The organism is Streptomyces amakusaensis (assembly GCF_039532665.1).
Classification (GTDB): Bacteria; Actinomycetota; Actinomycetes; order Streptomycetales; family Streptomycetaceae; genus Streptomyces; species Streptomyces amakusaensis.
This window is the reverse complement of the sequence record NZ_BAAASB010000019.1, coordinates 26,720-47,981: the sequence shown is the minus strand read 5'-3', so window position 1 is coordinate 47,981 and position 21,262 is coordinate 26,720. Positions and strand designations below refer to the sequence as shown.

At 71.3% G+C, this 21,262-nt stretch carries 15 protein-coding genes, 1 tRNA gene and 3 pseudogenes; 7 read left to right on the top strand and 12 right to left on the bottom strand.

The window, feature by feature from the left end; translation table 11 throughout:
* Positions 1 to 26: 26 nt before the first annotated feature.
* Positions 27 to 371 (bottom strand): WhiB family transcriptional regulator, encoded by a 345-nt coding sequence (locus tag ABD371_RS28220; RefSeq protein ID WP_177149633.1) that lies wholly within the window; start codon positions 369 to 371, stop codon positions 27 to 29.
* 493 nt (positions 372 to 864) lie between these two features.
* On the opposite strand from ABD371_RS28220, the gene ABD371_RS28215 reads away from it, so the two are divergent.
* Positions 865 to 3,243, top strand: a complete 2,379-nt coding sequence (locus tag ABD371_RS28215) for a transglycosylase domain-containing protein (protein WP_344482861.1) — start codon at positions 865 to 867, stop codon at positions 3,241 to 3,243.
* A 124-nt stretch (positions 3,244 to 3,367) separates the two neighbouring features.
* Here ABD371_RS28215 and ABD371_RS28210 read toward each other — a convergent pair whose 3' ends face one another.
* A complete protein-coding gene (locus ABD371_RS28210; RefSeq protein WP_344482860.1) occupies positions 3,368 to 3,832 on the bottom strand; it encodes a GatB/YqeY domain-containing protein in 465 nt (154 codons plus the stop codon).
* Between the two features lie 142 nt (positions 3,833 to 3,974).
* On the opposite strand from ABD371_RS28210, the gene ABD371_RS28205 reads away from it, so the two are divergent.
* The 3 genes and pseudogenes from ABD371_RS28205 to ABD371_RS28195 form a co-directional block, all read left to right on the top strand.
* Positions 3,975 to 4,901: a metallophosphoesterase gene (locus ABD371_RS28205; RefSeq protein ID WP_344482859.1), complete on the top strand. Its 927-nt coding sequence runs from the start codon at positions 3,975 to 3,977 to the stop codon at positions 4,899 to 4,901.
* Between the two features lie 109 nt (positions 4,902 to 5,010).
* A tRNA-Pro gene (locus ABD371_RS28200) sits at positions 5,011 to 5,084 on the top strand.
* Positions 5,085 to 5,234: 150 nt separating this feature from the next.
* Positions 5,235 to 5,606: pseudogene (locus tag ABD371_RS28195) on the top strand (transcriptional regulator); the annotation flags it as partial.
* Here the strand turns inward: ABD371_RS28195 and ABD371_RS28190 are convergent.
* Positions 5,606 to 6,107 (bottom strand): annotated as a pseudogene (locus ABD371_RS28190) (IS5 family transposase); the annotation flags it as partial. The pseudogenes ABD371_RS28195 and ABD371_RS28190 sit on opposite strands and share 1 nt — an antisense overlap.
* 80 nt (positions 6,108 to 6,187) lie before the next feature.
* Complete coding sequence (locus ABD371_RS28185; protein ID WP_344482857.1) at positions 6,188 to 6,478, bottom strand: hypothetical protein; 291 nt, start codon at positions 6,476 to 6,478, stop codon at positions 6,188 to 6,190.
* 197 nt (positions 6,479 to 6,675) lie between these two features.
* Between ABD371_RS28185 and ABD371_RS28180 the strand changes: the two genes are divergently transcribed.
* Together ABD371_RS28180 and ABD371_RS28175 are read left to right on the top strand one after the other, a co-directional pair.
* Positions 6,676 to 7,848, top strand: a complete 1,173-nt coding sequence (locus ABD371_RS28180; RefSeq protein ID WP_344482855.1) for a serine hydrolase domain-containing protein — start codon at positions 6,676 to 6,678, stop codon at positions 7,846 to 7,848.
* 280 nt (positions 7,849 to 8,128) lie between these two features.
* Positions 8,129 to 9,139 carry a hypothetical protein gene (locus tag ABD371_RS28175; protein WP_344482854.1) on the top strand — a complete coding sequence of 337 codons (1,011 nt, stop codon included), beginning with the start codon at positions 8,129 to 8,131 and terminating at the stop codon, positions 9,137 to 9,139.
* A gap of 425 nt (positions 9,140 to 9,564) precedes the next feature.
* On the opposite strand, the gene ABD371_RS28170 is transcribed toward ABD371_RS28175, so the two are convergent.
* From ABD371_RS28170 to ABD371_RS28140, 7 genes and pseudogenes are all read right to left on the bottom strand, one after another.
* Positions 9,565 to 10,773, bottom strand: coding sequence for a damage-control phosphatase ARMT1 family protein (locus ABD371_RS28170; RefSeq protein ID WP_344482853.1), 1,209 nt, complete (start codon positions 10,771 to 10,773; stop codon positions 9,565 to 9,567).
* A 118-nt stretch (positions 10,774 to 10,891) separates the two neighbouring features.
* Positions 10,892 to 11,443 (bottom strand): annotated as a pseudogene (locus ABD371_RS28165) (type I-E CRISPR-associated protein Cas6/Cse3/CasE); the annotation flags it as partial.
* Positions 11,444 to 11,547: 104 nt separating this feature from the next.
* Positions 11,548 to 12,402 carry a type I-E CRISPR-associated protein Cas5/CasD gene (gene cas5e, locus ABD371_RS28160; protein WP_344482851.1) on the bottom strand — a complete coding sequence of 285 codons (855 nt, stop codon included), beginning with the start codon at positions 12,400 to 12,402 and terminating at the stop codon, positions 11,548 to 11,550.
* Positions 12,399 to 13,748: a type I-E CRISPR-associated protein Cas7/Cse4/CasC gene (locus tag ABD371_RS28155; protein ID WP_344482848.1), complete on the bottom strand. Its 1,350-nt coding sequence runs from the start codon at positions 13,746 to 13,748 to the stop codon at positions 12,399 to 12,401. The genes cas5e and ABD371_RS28155 overlap by 4 nt, the downstream gene beginning before the upstream one ends.
* Entirely contained in the window at positions 13,745 to 14,341 is a 597-nt protein-coding gene (casB, locus tag ABD371_RS28150) for a type I-E CRISPR-associated protein Cse2/CasB (RefSeq protein ID WP_344482845.1), read from the bottom strand. The genes ABD371_RS28155 and casB overlap by 4 nt, the downstream gene beginning before the upstream one ends.
* Entirely contained in the window at positions 14,331 to 15,926 is a 1,596-nt protein-coding gene (locus ABD371_RS28145) for a type I-E CRISPR-associated protein Cse1/CasA (RefSeq protein ID WP_344483072.1), read from the bottom strand. Before ABD371_RS28145 ends, casB begins: the two co-directional genes overlap by 11 nt.
* A gap of 125 nt (positions 15,927 to 16,051) precedes the next feature.
* On the bottom strand, positions 16,052 to 16,243 hold the full coding sequence (locus ABD371_RS28140; RefSeq protein ID WP_344482842.1) for a hypothetical protein: 192 nt from the start codon (positions 16,241 to 16,243) through the stop codon (positions 16,052 to 16,054).
* A gap of 158 nt (positions 16,244 to 16,401) precedes the next feature.
* On the opposite strand from ABD371_RS28140, the gene ABD371_RS28135 reads away from it, so the two are divergent.
* A complete protein-coding gene (locus ABD371_RS28135; protein ID WP_344482839.1) occupies positions 16,402 to 20,313 on the top strand; it encodes a hypothetical protein in 3,912 nt (1,303 codons plus the stop codon).
* On the opposite strand, the gene ABD371_RS28130 is transcribed toward ABD371_RS28135, so the two are convergent.
* The gene (locus ABD371_RS28130) at positions 20,262 to 21,230 is read right to left on the bottom strand and encodes a hypothetical protein (RefSeq protein ID WP_344482836.1); all 969 of its coding nucleotides are present in this window, start codon (positions 21,228 to 21,230) and stop codon (positions 20,262 to 20,264) included. The genes ABD371_RS28135 and ABD371_RS28130 overlap by 52 nt on opposite strands.
* Positions 21,231 to 21,262 lie beyond the last annotated feature (32 nt).

Genomic DNA, 21,262 nt, shown 5'->3' with positions numbered 1-21,262 from the left:
CCGGACGGCGTTCCGGGCCCTCGCTTCTACCCGACCGCCGCGTACGTCTCGTATGTCTCGTCGTCATCCAGCCCGACGGGCAGAATGCCCGCGCTGCGCTCGTACTCCGTACGCGCGGTCTCCAGGAGCCTGCGCCAGGAGGTGACCGTGGGACGCCTGCGCAACAGAGCGCGCCGCTCCCTCTCGGTCATTCCGCCCCACACGCCGAACTCCACTCGGTTGTCGAGGGCATCGGCCAGGCATTCGGTCCGTACCGGGCATCCGGTACACACCGCCTTGGCCCTGTTCTGCGCTGCCCCTTGTACGAACAGTTCATCCGGATCGGTAGTGCGGCAGGCTGCCTGCGCACTCCAGTCGGTAACCCAGCCCATCCCGGCGCCGTCCTCTCCCGAATCGAGGCTCCCCCACGGCGGCAGCGGCATATTCACCGCTGCCAGTTGAGGACGTTACGGAAGGCGGACACAGCGCAACACCCCCTTCGGGCCCAATCTTGAATGGCCCGAACGGACTATGCGTATGCGGCAGATCACCCAGGGGAGTGAGCTGAAGGCATACCGGATCAATCCCTCGAACCGGGGCATATTGGCCCAGCCGGGATCGCCATCGGTCGACGCATAATGCGGATTCAGCTTAAATTCGGACATGGAGTGCCGGATTCCGCTTCCGCGGTCGTCACTGCCATAGTGACTACGGGCGTTGCGGGCGAGGCACAGAAGCGTTGCTACGAAATTGCTACAAACGCGTCGCGACCTGCCGTGGATTCCAGGAATACCTTGATGCGGAACCACACTGCTGTGACAGTTGAGAGCAGCTTAGGCCAAGGCCTATACGTGTGTCCGGCGAATGAGAACGTAGGCTGACTTCATGCCAAAGAAGCGCTCGGGCGGCGGTCTGACCGGGACCCAACAAGCCGCCAAGTTCCTCGGTGTCAGCGTGCTCGCCGGAGCGGTGCTCGCGGGCATCGCTCTGCCTGCCGCCGGGGTGCTGGGGCTCGCGGCCAAGGGGACGGTCAAGGGGTTCGACGAGATCCCCGCCAACCTCAAGCGGCCCCCGCTCAGCCAGCGCACCACCATCCTGGATTCCCAGGGCGGCCAGATCGCCACGGTCTACTCCCGTGACCGCACGGTCGTCCCGCTCAAGGACATCTCGCCGTACATGCAGAAGGCGATCATCGCGATCGAGGACTCGCGCTTCTACGAGCACGGCGCGATCGACCTCAAGGGCGTCCTGCGCGCGCTCAACAAGAACGCGACGAGCGGCGGGGTGGCCGAAGGCGCGTCCACGCTGACCCAGCAGTATGTGAAGAACGTCTTCGTGGAGGAGGCGGGCGACGACCCGGACAAGGTCGCCGCGGCCACCCAGCAGACCCTCGGCCGCAAGATCCAGGAGCTGAAGTACGCGATCCAGGTCGAGGAGGAGCTGGGCAAGAAGAAGATCCTTGAGAACTATCTCAACATCACCTTCTTCGGCCAGCAGGCCTATGGCGTCGAGGCCGCCTCCCAGCGCTACTTCTCCAAGGCCGCCAAGGATCTGAAGCTGGAGGAGGCGGCGATGCTCGCCGGCCTCGTCCAGTCCCCCAGCCGCTACGACCCGGTCAACGACTCGGAAGAGGCCGCCAAGCGCCGCAATGTGGTGCTTCAGCGAATGGCCACCGTCGGCGACATCTCGCAGGCGGACGCCGACCGGGCCAAGGCGAGCGACATCAAGCTCAAGGTCAGCAAGCCGAAGAACGGCTGCATCACCGCGGTCAACGGCGCGGGCTTCTTCTGTGACTATGTGCGCGAGGTCTTCCTCTCCGACCCGGTCTTCGGCAAGACCAAGGAGGACCGGGCCAAGGTCTGGAACCGCGGCGGGCTCACGGTCAAGACCACGCTCGACCCGCAGGCGCAGAAGTCCGCCCAGGAGTCGATAAAGGATCACGTCAACCAGTCGGACCGGGTCGCCACCGCCGTGACGATGGTCCAGCCCGGTACGGGCAAGGTGCTGGCGATGGGCCAGTCCCGGCCGTACGGCTTCGGCAAGAACGAGACCACGATCAACTACTCGGTCGACAAGAAGGACGGCGGCTCGAACTACGGCTTCCCCGTCGGATCGACCTTCAAGCCGTTCGTGGCCGCGGCGGCCATAGAGGAGGGCAGGCCGGCGAACCAGGTGTACTCCTCTCCGTACCAGATGCCCTATCCGGCGTCGATCACGACATGCAGCGGCAAGCCGTGGGTCAACACCATGGGCGCCAAGCTGGAGAACGAGAACTCGGCCGAGGTCGGACCGTATCCGCTCCGTGAGGCCATGGAGATGTCGGTCAACACCTACTTCGTCCAGATGATCCAGGACATAGGGCTCTGCCCGGTCGTGGAGATGGTCGACAAGCTCGGAGTGGTGCAGGGCGACGGGACCAAGCTGCCGGTGGCCCCCGCGCCGCTGACGCTCGGCTCGACGGGTATCTCCCCGCTGGTGATGGCCGGCGCGTACGCGACCTTCGCCAACCGCGGCACGTACTGCACCCCCACCGTCATCGAGTCGATCCGCACGGCGGACGGCAAGAGCCTCGCGGTGCCGAAGAGCACCTGCGAAAGGGCGATGGACGAGCAGACCGCGGACACGATCAACACGCTGCTGAGCGGTGTGGTCGACTCCGGAACCGGCCAGAAGGCCGGCCTCCAGAGCCGCCCCAACGCGGGCAAGACGGGCACGACGGACGGCCGGAAGAACGCCTGGTTCGTCGGCTACACCCCGAACCTCTCCGGAGCGGTGTGGGTGGGCAGCCCCAGCCAGCAGGTGGAGATGATGAACATCACCATCGGCGGCCGGTGGCACTCCAAGGTCTTCGGCGGCGAGGTCCCCGGGCCGATCTGGCGGGACGCGATGACCGGCGCGCTGGAGGGCAAGGAAGGCACCCCGTTCAACACGGTGACGATCCCGGACGCCCCGAAGGCCGACAAGCCGGACGAGGACTCCGGCGACGGTGACGGCGACTCGGACGGCGAGGACCGCGACCGGGGCGGCAATGGCAACGGCAACGGTTCGCAGGACGGCAAGCCCGGCGACGGGGGCAACGGCGACTTCCCCATTCCGGGGATCTCCCTGCCCACGAACGCCATCGGCGGCGGCGACATCCAGGGTGCCACCGGCAACGCGGCCAACCAGGGACCGACGGGCGGGGCCGCCAATCAGGGGCTGACCGGCGGCGACGGCGACGGTGAGGGCCAGGACCGCTCCGGCACCAGCGCCGGCTGGGACTGACCGGCTGATCGGCTGATCGGCAGCCGTACGGCAGGAACACGGAAGGGCCCGGATCTCTCAGGAGATCCGGGCCCTTCCCCGTGGTCGGAGCCGGTCCGCCCGGGACCGGTCCGCCCGTAAGTGATCAGCCGGCCAGGAGGCGCTTCACCGTGGCGGCGACCCGGCCGCCCTCGGCGCGCCCGGCCACCTGCGGGTTCACGATCTTCATGACCGCGCCCATGGCCCGCGGCCCCTCGGCCCCGGCCGCCTTCGCCTCCTCGACCGCCCGCGTCACGATCTGCTCCAGCTCCTCGTCCGCCAGCTGCTGCGGCAGATACGCGTCGAGGATGACCCCCTCCGCCTTCTCCCGCTCGGCCTGCTCGGCCCGACCGCCCTGCGCGAAGGCGTCCGCGGCCTCGCGGCGCTTCTTCGCCTCCCTGGCGATCACCTTCTGCACCTCGTCGTCGGAGAGCTCACGGGCGGTCTTGCCCGCGACCTCCTCCTTCGCGACGGCGGTCAGGGTCAGCCGGAGGGTGGAGGAGCGCAGCTCGTCGCGCGCCTTGATCGCTTGGGTGAGGTCTTCCCGAAGCCTGGACTTGAGCGTGGTCATACGAATGAGTGTGTCAGGTGAGGGCCGGGGGTGCCGCGCCATTTCGCGGCCGTGCCCGGTGTCGCGACCCTCCCGATCAGCCGAAGATCACTAAAGCCGCCCGGGCCGTCGCCCGGGTGAGGTGGTCTGCGACGATGGACGTATGCGCGCACGCTATGGAGTCCCCCTGGCCATCACGGCAGTCGGCGCGGCCGGCATCGCCTACGCCGCCGGCTTTGAAGTCCGCTCGTTCCGCCTGCGGCGGGTGACCGTCCCGGTGCTGCCGAAGGGCATGCGTCCGCTCCGGGTCCTCCAGGTCTCCGACATCCACATGGTCAGCGGCCAGCGCAAGAAGCGCGCCTGGCTCCAGTCGCTCGCCGGCCTGCGCCCCGACTTCGTGGTCAACACCGGCGACAACCTCTCCGACCCGGAGGGTGTCCCGGAGCTACTGGACGCGCTCGGCCCGCTGATGGAGTTCCCGGGGGTGTACGTCTTCGGCTCGAACGACTACTACGGCCCCACGCTCCGCAACCCGGCCCGCTACCTCTTCGAGAAGGTCCAGGGCCGCCACGGCCTCAACGGCAACGCCCCGGCCGTCGGTGTGGTCCACAACCCCTGGGAAGAGCTGCGCGACTCCTTCGACACCGCGGGCTGGGTGGGTCTGAACAACACCCGCGGACGGCTGAAGCTGGACGGCCTGGAGCTGGCCTTCACCGGCCTCGACGACCCGCACATCAAGCGCGACCGGTACGACGAGGTCGCCGGCGGCCCCGAGCGGGACGCGGACCTCTCCCTCGCGGTCGTCCACGCCCCCTACCTCCGTGCCCTCGACGCCTTCACCGCCGACGGCTACCCCCTGATCCTGGCCGGCCACACCCACGGCGGCCAGCTCTGCATCCCCTTCTACGGCGCGCTGGTCACCAACTGCGACCTGGACACCGACCGCGTCAAGGGCCTCTCCACCCACCAGTCCGCGGGCAACCTCTCCCACCTCCACGTCTCCGCCGGCTGCGGCACCAGCCGCTACACCCCCGTCCGCTTCGCCTGCCCCCCCGAGGCCACCCTCCTCACCCTGGTCCCCCGCACCTGACCCGGCCCCACCGCGCTCTTTCGGGCCGCGCGGGCGCGCGCGAAAGCGGATTTCGCCTGGGAGCGCCGGTGGGCTAAAGTAATCGATGTCGCCACGAGAGTGATGACATCGGGGTGTAGCGCAGCTTGGCAGCGCGCTTCGTTCGGGACGAAGAGGTCGTGGGTTCAAATCCCGCCACCCCGACAGCTGAAACACCAGGTCAGGGGCCTGATCCGCGAGAGCGGGTCGGGTCCCTGACTCGTTTCCTGGGTCTCTCGGGAGCCAGCTGCCTGGGGCGGCTCCCACTCCAGCAGGTCTTTGGTGAGCACCCCGTGCCGTCGGGTCGAAAGCCTCGCGCTTCGCAGCGCTCGTACCGGCGGGGACGACGCCTTCGGTGCCTTCATCCTGGCCAAAATGGGAGTTCACGTCTCCGAGGCCGGACGCACGGCCGAGCGAGTCGATCTGATCTCGACCGGGCATCGACAGCGCTCCCCGCACGCTGGCGCCCTCCGCTCAGTGCTTCCTCTGCCTACACAGGGCCGAGGCGCTGTCGCGCGACGGCGATCGTCAGAGGGCCGGCATAGCCCTCAAACGCGCCGCTTCCCTATGGGAACGTCAGACGACGGGTGACGCCCCGGGACAAGGCCGTCCGTTCCAGCCGGCTGGCCGAGGCCCGGCTGGAACGGTGGCGACCTGGACGGAGCACTGGACGCCGCGGACTATGGCACCGCGTTCCGCCGAAGGTGTTCACGGATGGCCCGCGACGAATACGCCTTGTCGGCCAACACGGCACTGGCCGGGTCCGGGGCCGTCCACGCCGTCGGGGAACGCGCAGCAGGGCCATCACATCAGCGAAGGCAGGCGCGTCACCGGCCTGTCCGGCGGTGAGGTGGAAAGGAAGAGGCCGGCAGTTGCCGTCGGCCGCGAGATGGATCTTCGTGGTCAGCCCGCCGCAGGACCGGCCGATGGCATGGTTGTCCGGCTCGTCGGCCGGGGCCCCTTTTTGCGGGCTCCAGCCGCGTGCTGGTGGGCTCGCACGATCGTAGAGTCCACCGCGATGACCCAGTTCAGTTCCTCGTCGACGTCGGCCTGTGCCAGAAGCGCGGAGAGCACCCGCTCCCACATGCCGTCCACGGACCACATCCGCAGCCGGTTGCAGACGCCCCGCCGGTTGCCGTACTTCTCCGGCAGCTGCACCCACTGTGCCCCGGTCTGAAACTTCCAGGAAGCAACGGCTCGATCTGCGCCCACTGCGCATCAGTCAACGGCGCATCCGGGCAAACAATCAGGCGACGCGGAAGGAGCGGCTACACGCAGCTGGTGCCATCGGCGCTGCCGACGGTTGCCCACCAGTCGATCACTCGGGCTGCCATCGCGTCCGGTCGCAGGTCCAGAGGGTCAAGACCGAAGTGATCCTCCAACTCTTGCCGCAGAAATGCACCAATATCCGCCTGGCCCGCTCCACCTCGGAGGCGCTGGAGCAGAGGGGCGAGCATGCAGTCGTACTCGTCTTGCACGTCGTCGGCGACGCCGATCGGGTCCCACTCATTGAGCAGATGCCGCAGGTCGTTCTCCGTGGCGTCGGTTCCAGGTCGCATCGCTCCAGGGTGCCACCCGGGAACCGCCGTCATCACTCGCCCCCGCCGTGATCCAAACGAAACCGCCTAGGGCCGTCCCGGCTGTCCGGGAATTCCGCGAGCGTCTCCAGGCAGTGCCCGTGGCGGCCTGAGCGCCGATGTTCGGATCAGGAACTTGCCCCTCGGAGCAGGCGTCTGTGAGGGCCAGGATGGGCGGCATGACGGTGATCAACGGTGAGGTCGCGGCAGGGTTCGAGCCGGTACGGGAGGCGTTCGCGGCGAACTTCGCCCGGCGCGAGGACATCGGCGCGGCGGTCTGCGTCTACCAGGACGGCTGCCCTGTGGTGGATCTGTGGGCCGGGGTCGCCGATCCGGACACCGGCCGCCCGTGGGAACGGGACACCCTTCAACTCGTCTACTCGGCGACCAAGGGAGCGACCGCCACGGCGGCGCATCTGCTGGCCCAGCGTGGCGCGCTGGACCTGGACGCCCCGGTGGCCGAGTACTGGCCGGAGTTCGCCGCGAACGGCAAGGCGGAGATCCCGGTGCGCCGGCTGCTCTCCCACCAGGCCGGCCTGGTCGCCCTCGACCGGCCGGTACCGATGGCGGAAGCCCTGGCCTGGCACCCCATGACGGTGGCCCTGGCCGCCCAGCGCCCGCAGTGGGCTCCGGGAACGGCGCACGGGTACCACGGCCGGACCTGGGGCTGGCTCGTCGGAGAGGTGATCCGCCGGGTGTCCGGCCGCACGCCGGGCCGCTTCTTCGCCGAGGAGATCGCCGCACCGCTCGGGCTCGACTTCTTCATCGGACTGCCAGCCAATGAACGCGATCGGGTCAGCCGCATGGTGTACCGGAAACCGGACATCGACCTCACCACCGTGCCCGAGGAGTCGATCACCGAAGACCTCCGCGACCTCGTCGCCGCCTGGCGCGACCCGAACTCGCTCAGCAACAGGGCGTTCGCGGTCACCGAACCGGCGAACATCGACTTCGACTCCCCCGAGGTCCAGGCCGCGGAACTCCCCTCGTCGAACGGCATCGGCACCGCGCACGCACTGGCGCGCATGTGCGCCGCGCTGATCGGCGAGGTGGACGGAGTACGCCTGCTCACCCCGGAGACGCTGGCCTCGGCGATCGAAGAGCAGGCCGGCGGACAGGACCAAGTGATGGTGGTGCCAAGCCGCTTCAGCTCCGGATTCATGCTGCCCACTGAGGACATTCCCCTGACCGGACCGGCCGCCTTCGGTCACACAGGCCGCGGGGGCTCACTCGGCTTCGCCGATCCGGAGCACGGCATCACGTTCGGCTATGTCATGAACCACATCACCGGAGGATCCGACGACTCACGAGCGACCACTCTGGCCGAGGCGGTGAGAAGGTCGCTGGCCTGATTTCTCCGTGTAGTCGGATTGAGCTCGGGAGCCCTGCAGGAACGACCTTGTGGTCGGCGTTTGCGAGCACGGCGACAGTTGGCGTCATGGAGTAGCCAACCGGTTACGCTATGCTCTGGCTGGGCGACCACGCTCGCCGTTACGTCGGACCTGGGTTCCTCCCGCAGCTGCCCAGGGTTGAGGGCGCAAAGTGCCGTCGGGCGCGCGTGATGAAAACTGTTGTTCCTCCTATGGGGCGCAGCGGGCGGGAGCGCTGAGGCACGCCCAACGGGAGCCGAACATGACCCTTGACAGGGATATCGCCACGCTCGCGCGCCGTATCCAACGCAAGTCCGGGCGCATCATCCCCTTCCAAAACGCGCGGTTGATCGCCGCGCGCGATCTGGGCGGGCTGCCCGTCCACACCATGGCGCCCAAGGAGCGGATCCCGCTCCGCGCCCAGTACACCGGGGAGAGCAAGGCGGCCGCCCGATCCGCGATCAGAAGCGACACTCACGGACTGGGCCTGGACCACTGCTCGGACGAACAGCGTGCCTTCCGAGCCCTACTGGCGCTCGCGCTTTTCAACGGCAACGTGTACACCGGTCCGACGGCGAGGTGGAACTACTCGGTTGTCGCCTCGTACGACCCGGTGATGTCGCCCCGCAGGGACCAGTTGGTGATGGTGGCGGAGCGCGCCCCGGAGAACGTGGCCACCCGGCTGATGCCCACCGTGGGAGCCGGCTCACGCGGCGTCCCCGGACTACGGCACGAGGTCAGCTACACGTGTCATGGAGGGCGCTCCGTCTGTCTGCGCCATCTGCCCACCGGTGCGCTGCTGACCATCACCGGTGACCCGGCCGGATGTGAGCGCGGCAACAGGCGCAGTCACGTGCCCCTGCACCCCTATCTCACGCTGGGCAACGACCTCACCGCGCACGAGCGCCGCGCACTGGCAGCGGTCCCCCCGATCTCGGAGGAAGCAACCACTCTGCTGGCAGGTCTCGTTTCCCGCTACAACTTGGTTGACAGACGTGGCCACTGGGCGACCAGTCTGTCCTGGGACCCTCTGGGGCGCCCCGGAGTCGAACGCCGGAAGGAGCCAGAAGTGATCCGGCACGGTGCCGTACATCGGCTCTGGGGTGCCGGCGACTCATGGGAGTTCCGCTGGACCGGCTATCCCGTACCCCGCGACCTGGCTCTGGCCCTGACCCACCCGGAGGCCGGGGTCAAGGGCGCGGAATCTACCCGCCACGGTGACGTCCACCGGGTGGTTCTGGGCACCGCCTCACTCGACCTGTGCGCCGGCTGATCCATGCCGTTCCTCGCCGACTACCTGGGGTCCGCACCCGTACTGGTGGCTGCCGTTGCCCTCGGTGTCCTTCGCTTCATGATTCCGAAGGATTCTCGCCATCGACTGGAATTATGGAAGGCCGTCCTCGAACATCGACGCCTGCGTTGGCAGGTGACGGAGCGCCGTCGCGGAATTCGGAGGTCCGGCAAGATGGGCCAACCGGATCTTCCTCCTGAAGCAGAGCGAGGCGGCAGTCACTGATCAGCTCAGCAGAGGCGAATACGGGAATGAGGCTGACGCCGCGACCCTGTTGCACGAGCTGAGTACCGGTCTGCAAACGGCACGCGGCACTCAGCGACCAACTTGGCACCTCTGCCACCTCGCCGTCCGTTCGGCTGAGGTTCACGGCCGGAAAAGAGAGGCCGTCTTCGGCGAGGCCGGATCTACCGCCGGACCTGGATCAGGGCATGAGTGCCGCTCGTACGCCAGGCGCTGCCGGAGCGCTCCAGGGTGTCCAGGGTCTTCTGGTCCAGGCCCGTGATGACGTCGGATTTGAGGGTGCGGAGGGCCGCGACGGGTGTGGGGAAGTGGGCGCTGAGGTCCGCGAAGGGGGTTGTGGGGTCCCACAGGCGGTCGCCGACGAGGCGGCGGTAGTTGAGGTCGCCTTTCAGGATGGTCAGGGTGGCGGTGGAGAGTTCCTCGCGGAGATCGGGGGGCATGTCCGTGTAGGGCAGAGGGGCGCAGAAGAAGGGGTGGGTGCGGATTTCCAGGTGGTCGGTGGCGATGGCCGTCCGGAGACGGTCGCCGATCGCGCCGGGCTCGCCGGGGGCGTGGGTGAGGCGGTGGAGGGAGTCGATGACGTCGGCTGTCATGGCGTCGGAGACGTAGTAGGGGTGGGGCTTGACGTGGAGGGTGACACGGGTGGCGTGGTGGTGGGTGAGGAGGTGGTCGATGAGGATCAGGTCGGGGAGGAGTTCTTGGCCGGAGTTGTCGGCCACTACGGCGACGGTGGAGCCGGCTCCGGTGGGGAGGAGGTGCCACAGGGTGGATGCGTCGTCGGCGACGAGGTCGTGGGTGGCGGTGCCGGGGTTCTCCTCTGTGACGCGGAAGCCGAGGTCGGCGCGGTTGCCCCAGAGGGAGGCGTGGAGCAGGGCGGTGGCGCGTTCGTGGGCGGGGGTGGAGGGGAGGGTGTTCAGGGCTTGGAGTTGTTCGTCCACTGCCGGGGCGCGGAGTTCGGCCTGTTTGAAGGGGGCGAAGGGGTCGACTCCCTGCCAGGGGCCGGGGCCGAAGTATTCGACGGCTTCGAGGAGCCGGCGGTAGAAGTAGCTCTCGGCCCAGAGGAACGGGGCGTCGAACCACGGGCGGCCGAAGTACTCCCGGCCCCATTCCGCCCACTGCTCGTGGTCGTGCGCCGAGGGGTCCGAAGGGGCCGAGGGGTCCGAGGGGGCGAGCGGTTCGACGACGCCGTTGGTGATCTCGTCCAGCAGGGTGTCGAGGGCGCTGTGCTGGCGGCGGCTGTACGGGAAGGCGTCTCGTACGCGCTGGATGAGGGCGGGGTGGCGTTTGGCCAGGACTTCGCGGGCGAAGGAGCCGGGCTGGTCGCTCAGGACGACCGGTGCTTCGTGGGGGGTGTGGGAGGGGTTCTCCGCCATGGTGTTCAAGCCTTTCGCCGGCCGCTCGTGAGTACTTGATCTCCAGGGTCCCTGATGAGCGGACCAGAATCAGGCCGCAGCTGTAGGCGCGGGCGTGGCCGATGCCGCGGGTGAGGGCGGTGACGAATACCTGGGGGTCGGTGATGGTGAGGGTGCCTTTGATTTCGGCGCGGGCGAGGCGGAGGCCTTTGTGGGGGGCTTGGCTGGAGGCTTTGGGGAGCATGCGGAGGGCGAGGTGGTCGGGGTCGGTGTCGGCGCCGATGCGGGTGACGCCGTCGGGGGCGACGGGGGGTTCGCCGAGGGGCTGGAGGCGGCGGGTGAACCAGGATTTGACGTGTTCGGGGCGGGTGTGGGGGATGCGGGTGCCGCGGGTTTTCTCGGGGGAGCCGGGGGCGGGTGGGCGGTTGTGGACGGGGTTGACGACGGTGCGGAAGTCGACTTTGTCGCCGGTGTGGAAGGTGCGGTCGACGGTGAGGGAGTGAGGTTTCTCGGCGAGCGCGGCGCGGGGGAGGCGGTGCCAGTCGCCGGGGACGGCGGACTGGACCACCAGGGAGAGCTGGGCCTGTCGGAGATCGACGGTCCAGGTCGAGAGGATGCCCATCTGCGAGCGGGCGTCGCGGCTGCCATCGTCCACCCAGCCCGCGAAGCCGCTCATGACGGTCCGGTGCATGTCCTGGGCGTCGATCAGGGACTTGGCGGCGAAGGGATGCCGGGCATCCAGGGCGAGCAGGGTCTGTGTGGTGACGAACCGGGCTGCCCTGTCGGGTGTGGTGTTCACTGGATGATGTCCCATTCGCCGGCGTGCTGATCGATGGTGATGCGGTGGCGCGTCTCCCACCGGAGGCCGTGGACGGGGCCGTTGGCGTCGAACCGTACGGGCTGGTCGGAGATGGGGCCGACACCCGGGAGGGGGTGCGGGCTCTCGATCCAGGCCCAGGGGCGGGCGCGCGTCGACGGGGCGGCCGTCACACCGGCGGCGGGGAGGAGCGGTTTCGCCCGGAAGGCTTCCGCCAGGGTGCCCGGCACGATGCCCAGGGCCAGTTCGCCGGAGGGCGGACAGGACTTGCGGCCGAGCCAGAGCAGGCGCTTGGGGTGTTCCAGGGCGTGGGCGATCCGCTCCAGGAGCGCGAGGTCGGGGTGTTGGAGGCCGACCAGGAAGGCGGCGTCGGCGAGGTACCAGCGCTCGGTGAGCATCGCGTTGCGGCGGACCTCGCCGGAGACGAGGGCGCCCGAGACCGGGTCGGCGGCGATCTTCTTCGGCGCGCCGTACCAGGAGTCGAGCGTGTGGCGGCCGAATGTGCCGGTGACAATGCCGGTGTCCGGGTACGCGGCCGTCGCCCGGCGGTGGTCGGTCGCGAGGTCGCGGGGGCTGAGGGGATAGGTCCCCCCGCCGACGGTGTGGTAGTCGCGGAGCGGGGTGCCGGGGTGGTCGGCGCGTACGCCGAAGAGGGTCTCGGCCAGCTCTCCGAGGGGCTGGTCGCGGTGGAGTCCGAGGGCCGCTGCGCACAGTCCGACGACGCCGGACTTGGTGGGCCGGGGGTGTGTGTCGCGGAGGGCGAACCGGCCGGAGACGCCCCAGGACTGCAAGGGGCCTGCCAGCCGGACGAGCAGGACGTACGGCTGGGTCATGGGGTGAGGTCCTCGGCCCGCTCCACCACGGTCGCCGAGGCGGACAGTCCCGGCTCCTGGAGGAGGGCGTCGATCCGGGGGTCGTACGTGAGGATCCGCGAGGTACGGAGATCCTCGCGGCGGCGGCTGACGAAGGCGTGGTGGCGCAGGAGCCTGCGGACCGCCGCGGGGCCGGCCGGGCCCTCGCCGCCGGCGCTCTCGGGGGACTCGTCGACGGGGAGCTGGAAGGCCGCTGCGTAGTTGTAGGGGCGTTCGCCCTCGAACGCGAGGACCAGGGCGGGGAGGGAGCCGGTGGAGGCGGTGGAGTTCTTCTTGGCCTCCGGGAACGCTTCCACGAAGCCGTTGACGAACTCCTTCTCGGCGTCGGCCGCGGCCTCCTCCGCCTCGTCCTCCGTCATTCCGGCGATCCGCAGATTGACGCGGAGCTGGGTACGGTCGAGAACGGCGTGCCGGTAGAAGGTCCCGGAGATCAGGGACTGGTATCCCGTCATGCCCGCACCGGCGTCGTCCGCCGCGTCAAGGAAACTGAGGGCGTTCCGCTTGCGGTCCAGTCTCGCGTCGTCGGCCGCCGCGTAGAAGTCGTCGATCTGTTCCGCTTCATGGACGGTGAAGGCGTGGCCGCTCTGCACCGCCCCGTCGACGTTGGGCGAGTCCGCGATCTCGGCGAGGAAACGTCCGTAGAGGGCGATGTCCACGGCGTCGCGGGGCGCGATGGCGAGGAGGACGGCGTCGCGCGTGGCCTTGGGGAGGGGCGGGGGCCTGGTGGCGGCGGGTTCCGCGGTGGCGCTCTCCTCCTCCGGGGGAGGTCCGGCGTCGGACTTCTTCCTGGCCGGCCGGCGGGACTTTCTCAGCGCCTCCGCCTGGACCAGGAGGTATCCGTCGCGCCACGCCCTGAGGTCGTCGGCGTTCCCGGCGATGTGGCCGGCGATGCGCGAGCCCGCGTCGGCGGGCGCGAAGATCAGGACCTTCGTCAGATGGGCGACCGTCTTCTTGCTCGGGTCGCCGAACTTCAGGCCGCTCGCCTCGATGACGGCGCGCGCCGTGGCGACGGCCTCCTCCCGCTCCCAGCCGTGGGCGGACTCCAGTTCCCTGGCCGTCAGCAGCGCCCACTCCCGCGTACGGATGCCCATGCTCCGGCCGGCGAGGGGGCCGAGGCCCGCGTTGGCGCGGTTGCGGGCGTAGACGCGCTCGGCGCGCCGGCGTGCCTGGCTGGTGATCATGTGGCGTTCGGCCCCGCCGTAGACGAGGCTTTTGGGCTGCCCGTTCTCGTCCCGCACCGGGAGGACCGCGACGAGGGTCTCCAGGAGGTGCAGGGAGAGGAACTGGCTTCGAGGGGCCTCGGTCACGTGGTCGCGTCCTTCCGCGTCATCGTTGTCTTCCGTGTCGCCGTCTTCCGCGCCGCCGGGGTGTGGAACTCGACCGACCACTCGTAGGCGATACGCGCCCTGCGGTCGTGCCAGCGGATCAGGTCCTCGGTGAGTTGCGTCCAGGAGGGCGGGGGCTGGTCGCAGGACCGGAGTCTGGTGATCGTGTGCTGGAGATGACGCCAGGGGATGCGGCGGCTGGCGACGACGCGGTCCAGGAGGCGCTGCGCGCCCGGGTTGTCCGGGCCGCGCCCGGTGCCGTCGCCGATCCGGCGGGCGGCGGCACCGAGGCGGCCGTGGCCGTACGAGGGCGTCGGTCGGCCCTGGTGGTAGATCGCGAAGAGGAAGGCCACCCGCTCGAACAGCTCGCGGTGGTCGTCCCCGCCGTACCAACCGGCCCTGATGTGGGCGTTGGTGGGGTTTCTGGCGCGGCGGAGGTCGGCGAGTGTGCCGTACTCGCGGTTGCGGACGAGGGTGGTGAGCCAGTTGGTGAGGGCCGCGCTGTCGTGCGGGAGGGCGCTGCGGAGGGTGAGGCCGTCGGAGGGGTCACCGGGTTCGCTGTCCTCAGTCGTCATGCGCGGTCTCCCCTCGGAGTTCGGCGGGCGCTCTGGCGCTGTCCATGTCCTGCTCGAAGCGCCGCTCGGCGCGGGCGCGGGCGCGGTGCCCCCTGTCGTTGGGCGGGAGCGGGTCGAGACGGTGGGTGAGATGGGTACGGGCGGAGGTCATCAGGGTCCGGGCGTAGTCGGCGAGAGGGGCCGAGACCGGGTCGTCGTCGTCCACCAGCCCTTCTTCGATCACCTCGTCGAGGAGCTGGTAGAAGGGTTCGGCGGCCGAGGGCCAGAACTCCCACCGGGCGTCGAAGCGCGCCACTTGCGCCCCGTCGGCGGCGTGCGCGGACGGATGGGCGGTCTCCGAGGCCACGACGGCCGCGCGCTTCAGGCTCCACGCCACGTACTCGGCGACGGCCGAGCCCCGGCGGGACGCCCGGTGCAGATGGCGCTCCATGCCGGGGGCGTACGGGTAGCTGCCCTGCGTCCAGGCGACCGGCAGGGCCTGCTTGGTGAGCAGGCCCACGGCCCACAGCTGGTACGGAGCGCCCGGCCCCCTCTTCCCGCACGGCAGGGAGCGGAGCCGGGCGTAGAGGCCGGTCTCGCTGTCCTTCACCGCGCCGTACAGGGCGTGCGCGTCCCGCCACTGCGCCCTGGTGGGGGACGGCCACAGCGGTTTCTCCTCCCCGCCCAGGGTCGTGCCGAGGACCGCGTCCTGAAGGTGACGTTTCAGGTCGAGTTCGAGGACTTCGCCCGCGCCGATCAGTACGCGGTCGACGACGATCCGGCCGTCCGCGCCACGGTCCGGGCGCAGGAGGACCGAGCGGCCGAGGGCGCTGTGGAGGTCGGCGGAGCCTCTCGGCACCCTGGGCGTGGCCTTCTCCGCGAACCCCCGGCGGGAGGTGGTGCCGTCGCTCCACGAGGTGTTGAGGGGGGTGCCGGGGCCCTCGGGCGGATGGAGATTGAGCCGCAGCGTCTCGCCGAGCGTGCGGCCGAGCGCCACGACCCGGATCCGGCCCTGGAGCCGACCGGCGGCCAGGTTGGTGATCCTCGGGCCGAGTTCCCTGCCGGACATCCGGGCGCGGCCGTAGGGGGCGTACACATGCTGGGTGAGCAGCGCGCGGAAGGCCTCGGCCACCGGGAGCGGGTCGTCGTACTCAAGGTGGTGGTGGTCGAAGTGCTGGTTGTAGTCACCGGCGTACTCGATGACCAACTGGGCCGGACCGGTGCCCTGTTCGTCGAGGAGCGGGGCGAGCGCGGAGTTCTGGCTGAGCGGGACCTCGGGGTGGAAGAGGTCCCACGCGCCGGCGGGCTGGGCCGCCAGCCACTCGGACGCGCCGCCGAGATCGTGCTCCTCGGCGATCCAGGTGCGCCACTCCCCGGGCGAGGAGGGGCAGGTGCCCGAGGCGAAGCAGATGGCCAGCAGATATTCGATGACGGCGACCGTCTCGCCCGGGGTCGTGCCGTCGATGGTGCTCAGCCGGTCGGCCTCGGCGAGCAGGGCGCACAGGGAGTGGTGGGCGGTGGCCCCGTCGAGGGTGACGGTGGGGACGCAGGGCTGGTGTCGGGGGTCCCAGCGGGGGCGGGGTTCGGCAGGGTCGGAGGTTTGCACTTCGGACAATGCCTGACTACCGCTTTCTGGACATGGCCGGCGGACCAATGCGGTGACGTTCCGGAACAACAGGAACGACAGGAACGCTAACAGTTGGTGATCGGAGGGGTGGTTGATTCGGCGAATCATCCCGACCGCCGCCGCCGGAGCAGAATCGTGAGCGTGGAGCGGGCGTCGCGGCGGCGTTCCGGGGTCGGGGCCAGGACCGAGATGAGGGCGACGGCGGACAGGACGCCTCCGTACAGCAGGCCGCCGGTGGCGGTGACAGCGGCCGTGACCGCGGCGGTGTCGTGGAGGAGTTCGGGGAGCGGGGGCATGGGGAGCCTTTCGTTCGAGGGCCGGGAGGGGCCGGGCGAAGCGGTGGCTCACAGAGTCGGGCGGGGGCGCGGTGTGCGGATAGATTCCGTCCCTCGCGGGGAGTGATGGACGCAGGTCAGAGGCGGGTTCTTTGACGGGGCAGGGGGGAGGGACGGCGATGGAGGGGAGTGGGGGATCGCCGCGTGAGCGGCTCGGGGCGGCGCTCAAGGGGCTGTTGGAGGAGTCGGGGCTGAGCCTGCGTGAGGCCGTGGAGATCGGCGGCGGGTTCAGCCTCGGGGTGACCACGCTGAGGGAGTGGCGGGACGGGAAGTCGGCTCCGGCGGCGGGGAAGGAGGCTGTCTTCCGGGAGCTGGTACGGAAGTTGGAGGCGGCGGCCGGTCGGGCGGCCCTCAGCGCGGCCGAGTGGGAGGACGTCCTCCGGGCGGCTCGGGCGGAGGCGGTCCGGAGGAAGCGGGCGGGGCACTTCCTCCGGGGGCGGGACGCCGAGGACAAGCCCTTCGTACGGGCTCATCTCCCGGAGCTGAGGGCCCGGGAGGGGCTGGTCGGGCGGGGGGCCGAGCGGAAGGTGATGCGTGACTTCGTCAGGGCGTCGGGGCCGGGGGCGGAGCCGTATCTGTGCTGGCAGGCGGAGTCGGCGGTGGGGAAGACCGCGCTGCTCGCCGACTGGGTGGAGAGACCGCCACAGGGGGTCGATCTGCTGAATTTCTTTGTCTCGAAGGCGCGGGGCACCGATACCTGTGCCGCGTTCGTCGCGGAGATGGGGGAGCAGCTCCGGGCTTTCCCGGGGCTGGGCGAGCGTTCCGTTCCGGACTCCCCCGACCCTCGGCAGTGGGCCGCCTTCTTCAACAGCGTCACCGCGGAGAGCGGGCGGAAGCTCCTGCTCGTGGTCGACGGCCTCGACGAGGACGTGGCATGGGGCGGCCCCGGGCGGAGCATCGCGGCGCTGCTTCCCGTACGGCCGGACGCCGATCTGCGGATCATCGTGTCGGCTCGGCGGAGTACGCCCGTCCCCGGCGATCTGCCGGCCGCGCACCCGCTGCGGTCGCGGCGGCACTTCCGCGTGCTGGGTCCGTCCGCGCGGGCGGCGGAGATCGGGCGGGCGAACCGGGTGCGGGAGGTGGCGCGGCTGGGGGCGAGCGGCCCGGGGAGGAGGGTGCTGGGGCTGCTGGCGGCGGCGGGCGAGGGGCTGCGGGCGGTGGATCTGGCGGAGGTGGCCGGGGTTCCCGCCGAGGGGATCGAGCGGGTTCTTCAGGACGCGGACGGGCATCGGGTCCTGCTGGAGGATCCGGTGGCCGGTACGTACGCCCTGGGCCACGCCGATGTCCTCCGGTCGGTACGGGAGGAACTCGGGCCGGTGGAGATGGCGCGCCACACCGGGCTGCTGCACACGTGGGCCGGTGCCTGGCGTACGGCGGGCTGGCCGGAGGAGACGCCGCCCTATCTGCTGACGGGGTACGCGCGGCTGCTGGACGACCCCGTTCGCCGCGGGGAGTACGTCCTGGACGCCCGCCGACAGACACGGCTCGCGGCCAGGGCCGGGCACGAGGCGGTCCTCGCGCAGGTGGAGGCGGTCGGAGAGGGGTTCGACGCGGAGGCCACAGGCCCGGACGCCACGGGCCCGGAGGCCACAGGCCCGGAGGAGCTGGCGCGGGCGGCGCGGCGCGCCGTCTCGGTCGCTCTCCTGCGGGGCGGGGCGCGCCGGGTGGAGGCCCTGGCCCCGGTTCTGCTGGTGCGGCTCGGTGAGGTGGACCGGGCGCGGGCGCTGGCCCGGTCCGCCCCGGGTCCGGTGGTCCGGGCGGCGCGGCTGGCGCGGGTCGCGGTGGAGGTGGGGCGTACGGGACGGCCGGGGGCGGCGGCGATCGCGGAGGAGGCGGCCCGGTGGGCGGGCCGCGCCGACCGGGGGCTGCCGCGCCCGCCCCGGGACGCCGACGCGTACGCGGAGCTGGCCGAGGCCGCCCACGCGCTCCTGGCGGTGGACGAGACGGGTGCCGCGCGGGCGCTGCTGCGGGCGGTGGTCCTCGGCGGGGAGGCCGATGTCGAGACGCTGGTGGCGGCGGCGCGCGTGCTCTCCGAGGGCGACGACCGCGACTGGGTGGCGGCGGTGGACGCGGACGCGGACCGCTTGAGCTCGGGCGATGCCCGGGCGCGGGCCGCCGCGGTGGAGATCTGGGCGACGATCGCCCGCGGGCTGCGCTCCCACCGCGTCCACGCCAGGTCGCGCATCGTGGCGCTCTGCGAGGAGCTGGACCCTGTGGACGGGCCGGCGGACGGGCCGGCGGACGGGCTGGCCGCGGTGGACGTCCGGGCGCTCGCCGCGTGCGCGCTGGCCAGGGGTACGAAGAGGGCGCCCGGGCTGCTGAGGGCCGCGCTGGATCAGCTGTCCGCCGCGCTGGCGGACCCGGCGGCCCTCTCCCCCGCCGATCGGGCCCATCTGCGGCGGGACATCTCCACCACGCTGGAGCGCCTCGGCCGGGCCGTGCACGACACCGGTGCCGGCCGGGACTCCCTCGCCCGGCTCGGGGAACTGGTCGCGAAGCACCGCGAGGAGCTGCGGACCGGCGTGCTCGGCGACGATCTCGCGGAGCGGGCCGAGGCGAACATCGCGGCGGCCGAGGAGCGCGGGGCGGCGGCGGACGCCGCGTACAGGGAGCGGGAGAAGGAGCGCCGCAGGGAGGAGCGGAGGAACAAGGACGCGGGCAGGGAGGCGATGCGGCGGCTGCGGGAGGGGAAGCCCGCCGTCGAACCGGAGCCGAAGCCGAAGCCGGTCCGGTCCCGCCCGTCGCCGCGAGAGCGGCCCCGGGCCCACCCCGTACCGGACGGGGACGGCCATGAGCCGGAGCACCTCGTCCTGCTCCGGCGGTCCGAGCGGTCCCTGCGGGACGGCGACCTCGCGCACGGGCGGGAGCTGCTGGAGACGGCCATCCGCTCCGCGCCGCCCGTGCGGGGACCGGCCGCCGGTGACGGCTGGACTCCGGCTCTCTTCCGGGGGCTCGGCTCGGTCGGGGAGTTCGGCGAGGCGGAGAGGCTGGTGCGGTTCGTCACGGAGCCGGGGAGCCGGGCGCGGCATCTGGCGGCGCTGTCGCTGGGGTGCGCCCTGGGCGGGGAGGGCGAGGCGGCCGGGTGGTACGCCCGGGAGGCGGCGTGGCTCGTCGGGGACGACGGGCTCGATCCCGTGACGCGGAGAGCGGTCGCCCAGGCGCTGGCCCACGCCGGGGAGGAGGCCGGGGCCGAGGAGATGGCGCGGCGGACCGTACCCGGGGAGAAGGGGCAGCCGGAGATCCGCCGGTCGCTCGCCCTCGTCGCCGCCGGACTCGCGCGGCGGGCCCCCGGGACGGCCGCCCGGCTCGTCGAGCCCGTGGTGGAGGCCCTGGAGCGGAGGGCCGGGACGGGGAGCCCGGTCGGCCCGCTCCCCCGGCTCGCGGAACTGCTGCTCACACTCCCCGATGTCCGGCGGCCCGGTCCGCGGCTGCGCGGGGCGCTCGAAGCGGCCTCCGCCTTCGTGGAGAGACCCCGTCAGCAGTGGGACCCGAGGGCGGTGGTGGTCCTCGTCCTGCTGGTGAGGCTCGGGTGCTGCCCGGAGCGGGCCGACCGGGCCGAGGCGGCGGACGAGTGGCTGCGGACGCTGCCGGGACTTCCAGGCCTGCCGGCGGAGCGGATTCCGTACGCCGAACTGGCCGTGCTCAGGGCCGTGGAGGGCGATACGGCCGAGGCCCGGCGGCTGGCCCTGGCGGCACCGGCCCGGGGCGGGCGGCGGGCCGCGGCGTCGGCCGCCGTCGCCACTCGGCTGGCGGGCGTGCCCGTCGTACTGCCCGCCGACCGCGCGCCGGAGGAGGACAGTACGGTCCGGCTCTGTCTGGCGCTCGCCCACGCGGCGGGGGACGGGACGGCCCCCGCCGAGGAGGCGGCCCGGGCGCTCGTGCGGGAGCTGCTGGCGGGCGAGGGGTGGGCGTGCGCGGTCCCGCTGCTCTCCCGGCTCGCGCCCCGGGCGCTGGTGCCGATCGGGGAAATGGTGCGGGCCTACGGCATCGGTCGGCTGGGGCCGCCGGGACCGTGGGAGCCCCTGTCGTAGCTGTCGTAGCTGTCGAACCAGTGCGGTCCGGAGTAGCCGGGGGCCGAGAGCAGATGGTCGTGGACGCATTCGGCGAGGGAGCCGTCGAAGCGTTCCCATGCGTCGCCGAAGTCGCCGCTGTTGGTGAGGATGGGCCAGCGGTCGGGGTCGGGGTGGTCGACGAGCCAGTAGAAGGCGAAGCGCTGTTCGGTGTGGGCCCACTGGAGGAGGCCGCCCGGGGCGGGGTGGAGCCCATGAGGGGCCCACAGTTCGTCGCCGCTCCGTTCGGCGAAGTGCAGGGAGGAGTTGTGCCAGTCGACGAGGTCGAGGGCGAGTTCGCCCGCGCCCGGCACCATCACCGTGAGGTATCCGTCGAAGTCGCCCGGTCCGAAGCGTTCGGCGAACTGTTTGTACTCGGTGGGGAGCGGTGTGCCCAGAAGGGCTTCGGTGGCGGGCCAGTCCACCGGGTGGACGGCTTCCCGCGTCCATTCGGTGGCGGCGGCGAGCAGGTCCAGCCAGGAGACGCCGGAGGGGGCGCGCGGGGGCGGGGGCGGGCGTTCGGCGAGGAGGAGTACGAGAGCAGGGCCGCCGTCCGCGCGGAGGGTGCCGCAGCCGATCCACTGGTCGCCGTTGGCCCAGGCGCGCATCTCGGTCACCCGGTCGCCGAAGGGGGTCAGCAGCGGCAGACCGGTCCGTTCGGTGACGGTCGGGTCGGTGAAGCCGCCCATGGCGAGATTGCGCGCACCGCCGTAACGGCCGGTGAGCAGCTCGGAAAGGGCCCGGAGGTCGAGACCGGTCGCGAGGGCGAGGCAGCGATGGCCCGCGGGGTGCCCGGGCCGGGGACAGACGAGCGGTGCCGCTGCCTCGCCCCGGCGGTCGTCGGCCGGCGGGAGCGCGTCGAGGCTCCGCAGAAAGTCCTGTTCGGCTGTTCCGTCCATGACGGACGAGTCAAACACACATGCCCCGGGAG

Coding starts and splice junctions, on each gene's coding strand:
- ABD371_RS28205 (WP_344482859.1), top strand. CDS start 3,975: ATGCGCGCACGCTATGGAGTCCCCCTGGCCATCACGGCAGTCGGCGCG.
- ABD371_RS28170 (WP_344482853.1), bottom strand. CDS start 10,773: ATGGCGGAGAACCCCTCCCACACCCCCCACGAAGCACCGGTCGTCCTG.
- ABD371_RS28130 (WP_344482836.1), bottom strand. CDS start 21,230: ATGGACGGAACAGCCGAACAGGACTTTCTGCGGAGCCTCGACGCGCTC.
- ABD371_RS28220 (WP_177149633.1), bottom strand. CDS start 371: ATGGGCTGGGTTACCGACTGGAGTGCGCAGGCAGCCTGCCGCACTACC.
- casB (WP_344482845.1), bottom strand. CDS start 14,341: ATGACGACTGAGGACAGCGAACCCGGTGACCCCTCCGACGGCCTCACC.
- ABD371_RS28185 (WP_344482857.1), bottom strand. CDS start 6,478: ATGCGACCTGGAACCGACGCCACGGAGAACGACCTGCGGCATCTGCTC.
- ABD371_RS28175 (WP_344482854.1), top strand. CDS start 8,129: ATGACCCTTGACAGGGATATCGCCACGCTCGCGCGCCGTATCCAACGC.
- ABD371_RS28180 (WP_344482855.1), top strand. CDS start 6,676: ATGACGGTGATCAACGGTGAGGTCGCGGCAGGGTTCGAGCCGGTACGG.
- ABD371_RS28210 (WP_344482860.1), bottom strand. CDS start 3,832: ATGACCACGCTCAAGTCCAGGCTTCGGGAAGACCTCACCCAAGCGATC.
- cas5e (WP_344482851.1), bottom strand. CDS start 12,402: ATGACCCAGCCGTACGTCCTGCTCGTCCGGCTGGCAGGCCCCTTGCAG.
- ABD371_RS28135 (WP_344482839.1), top strand. CDS start 16,402: ATGGAGGGGAGTGGGGGATCGCCGCGTGAGCGGCTCGGGGCGGCGCTC.
- ABD371_RS28140 (WP_344482842.1), bottom strand. CDS start 16,243: ATGCCCCCGCTCCCCGAACTCCTCCACGACACCGCCGCGGTCACGGCC.
- ABD371_RS28215 (WP_344482861.1), top strand. CDS start 865: ATGCCAAAGAAGCGCTCGGGCGGCGGTCTGACCGGGACCCAACAAGCC.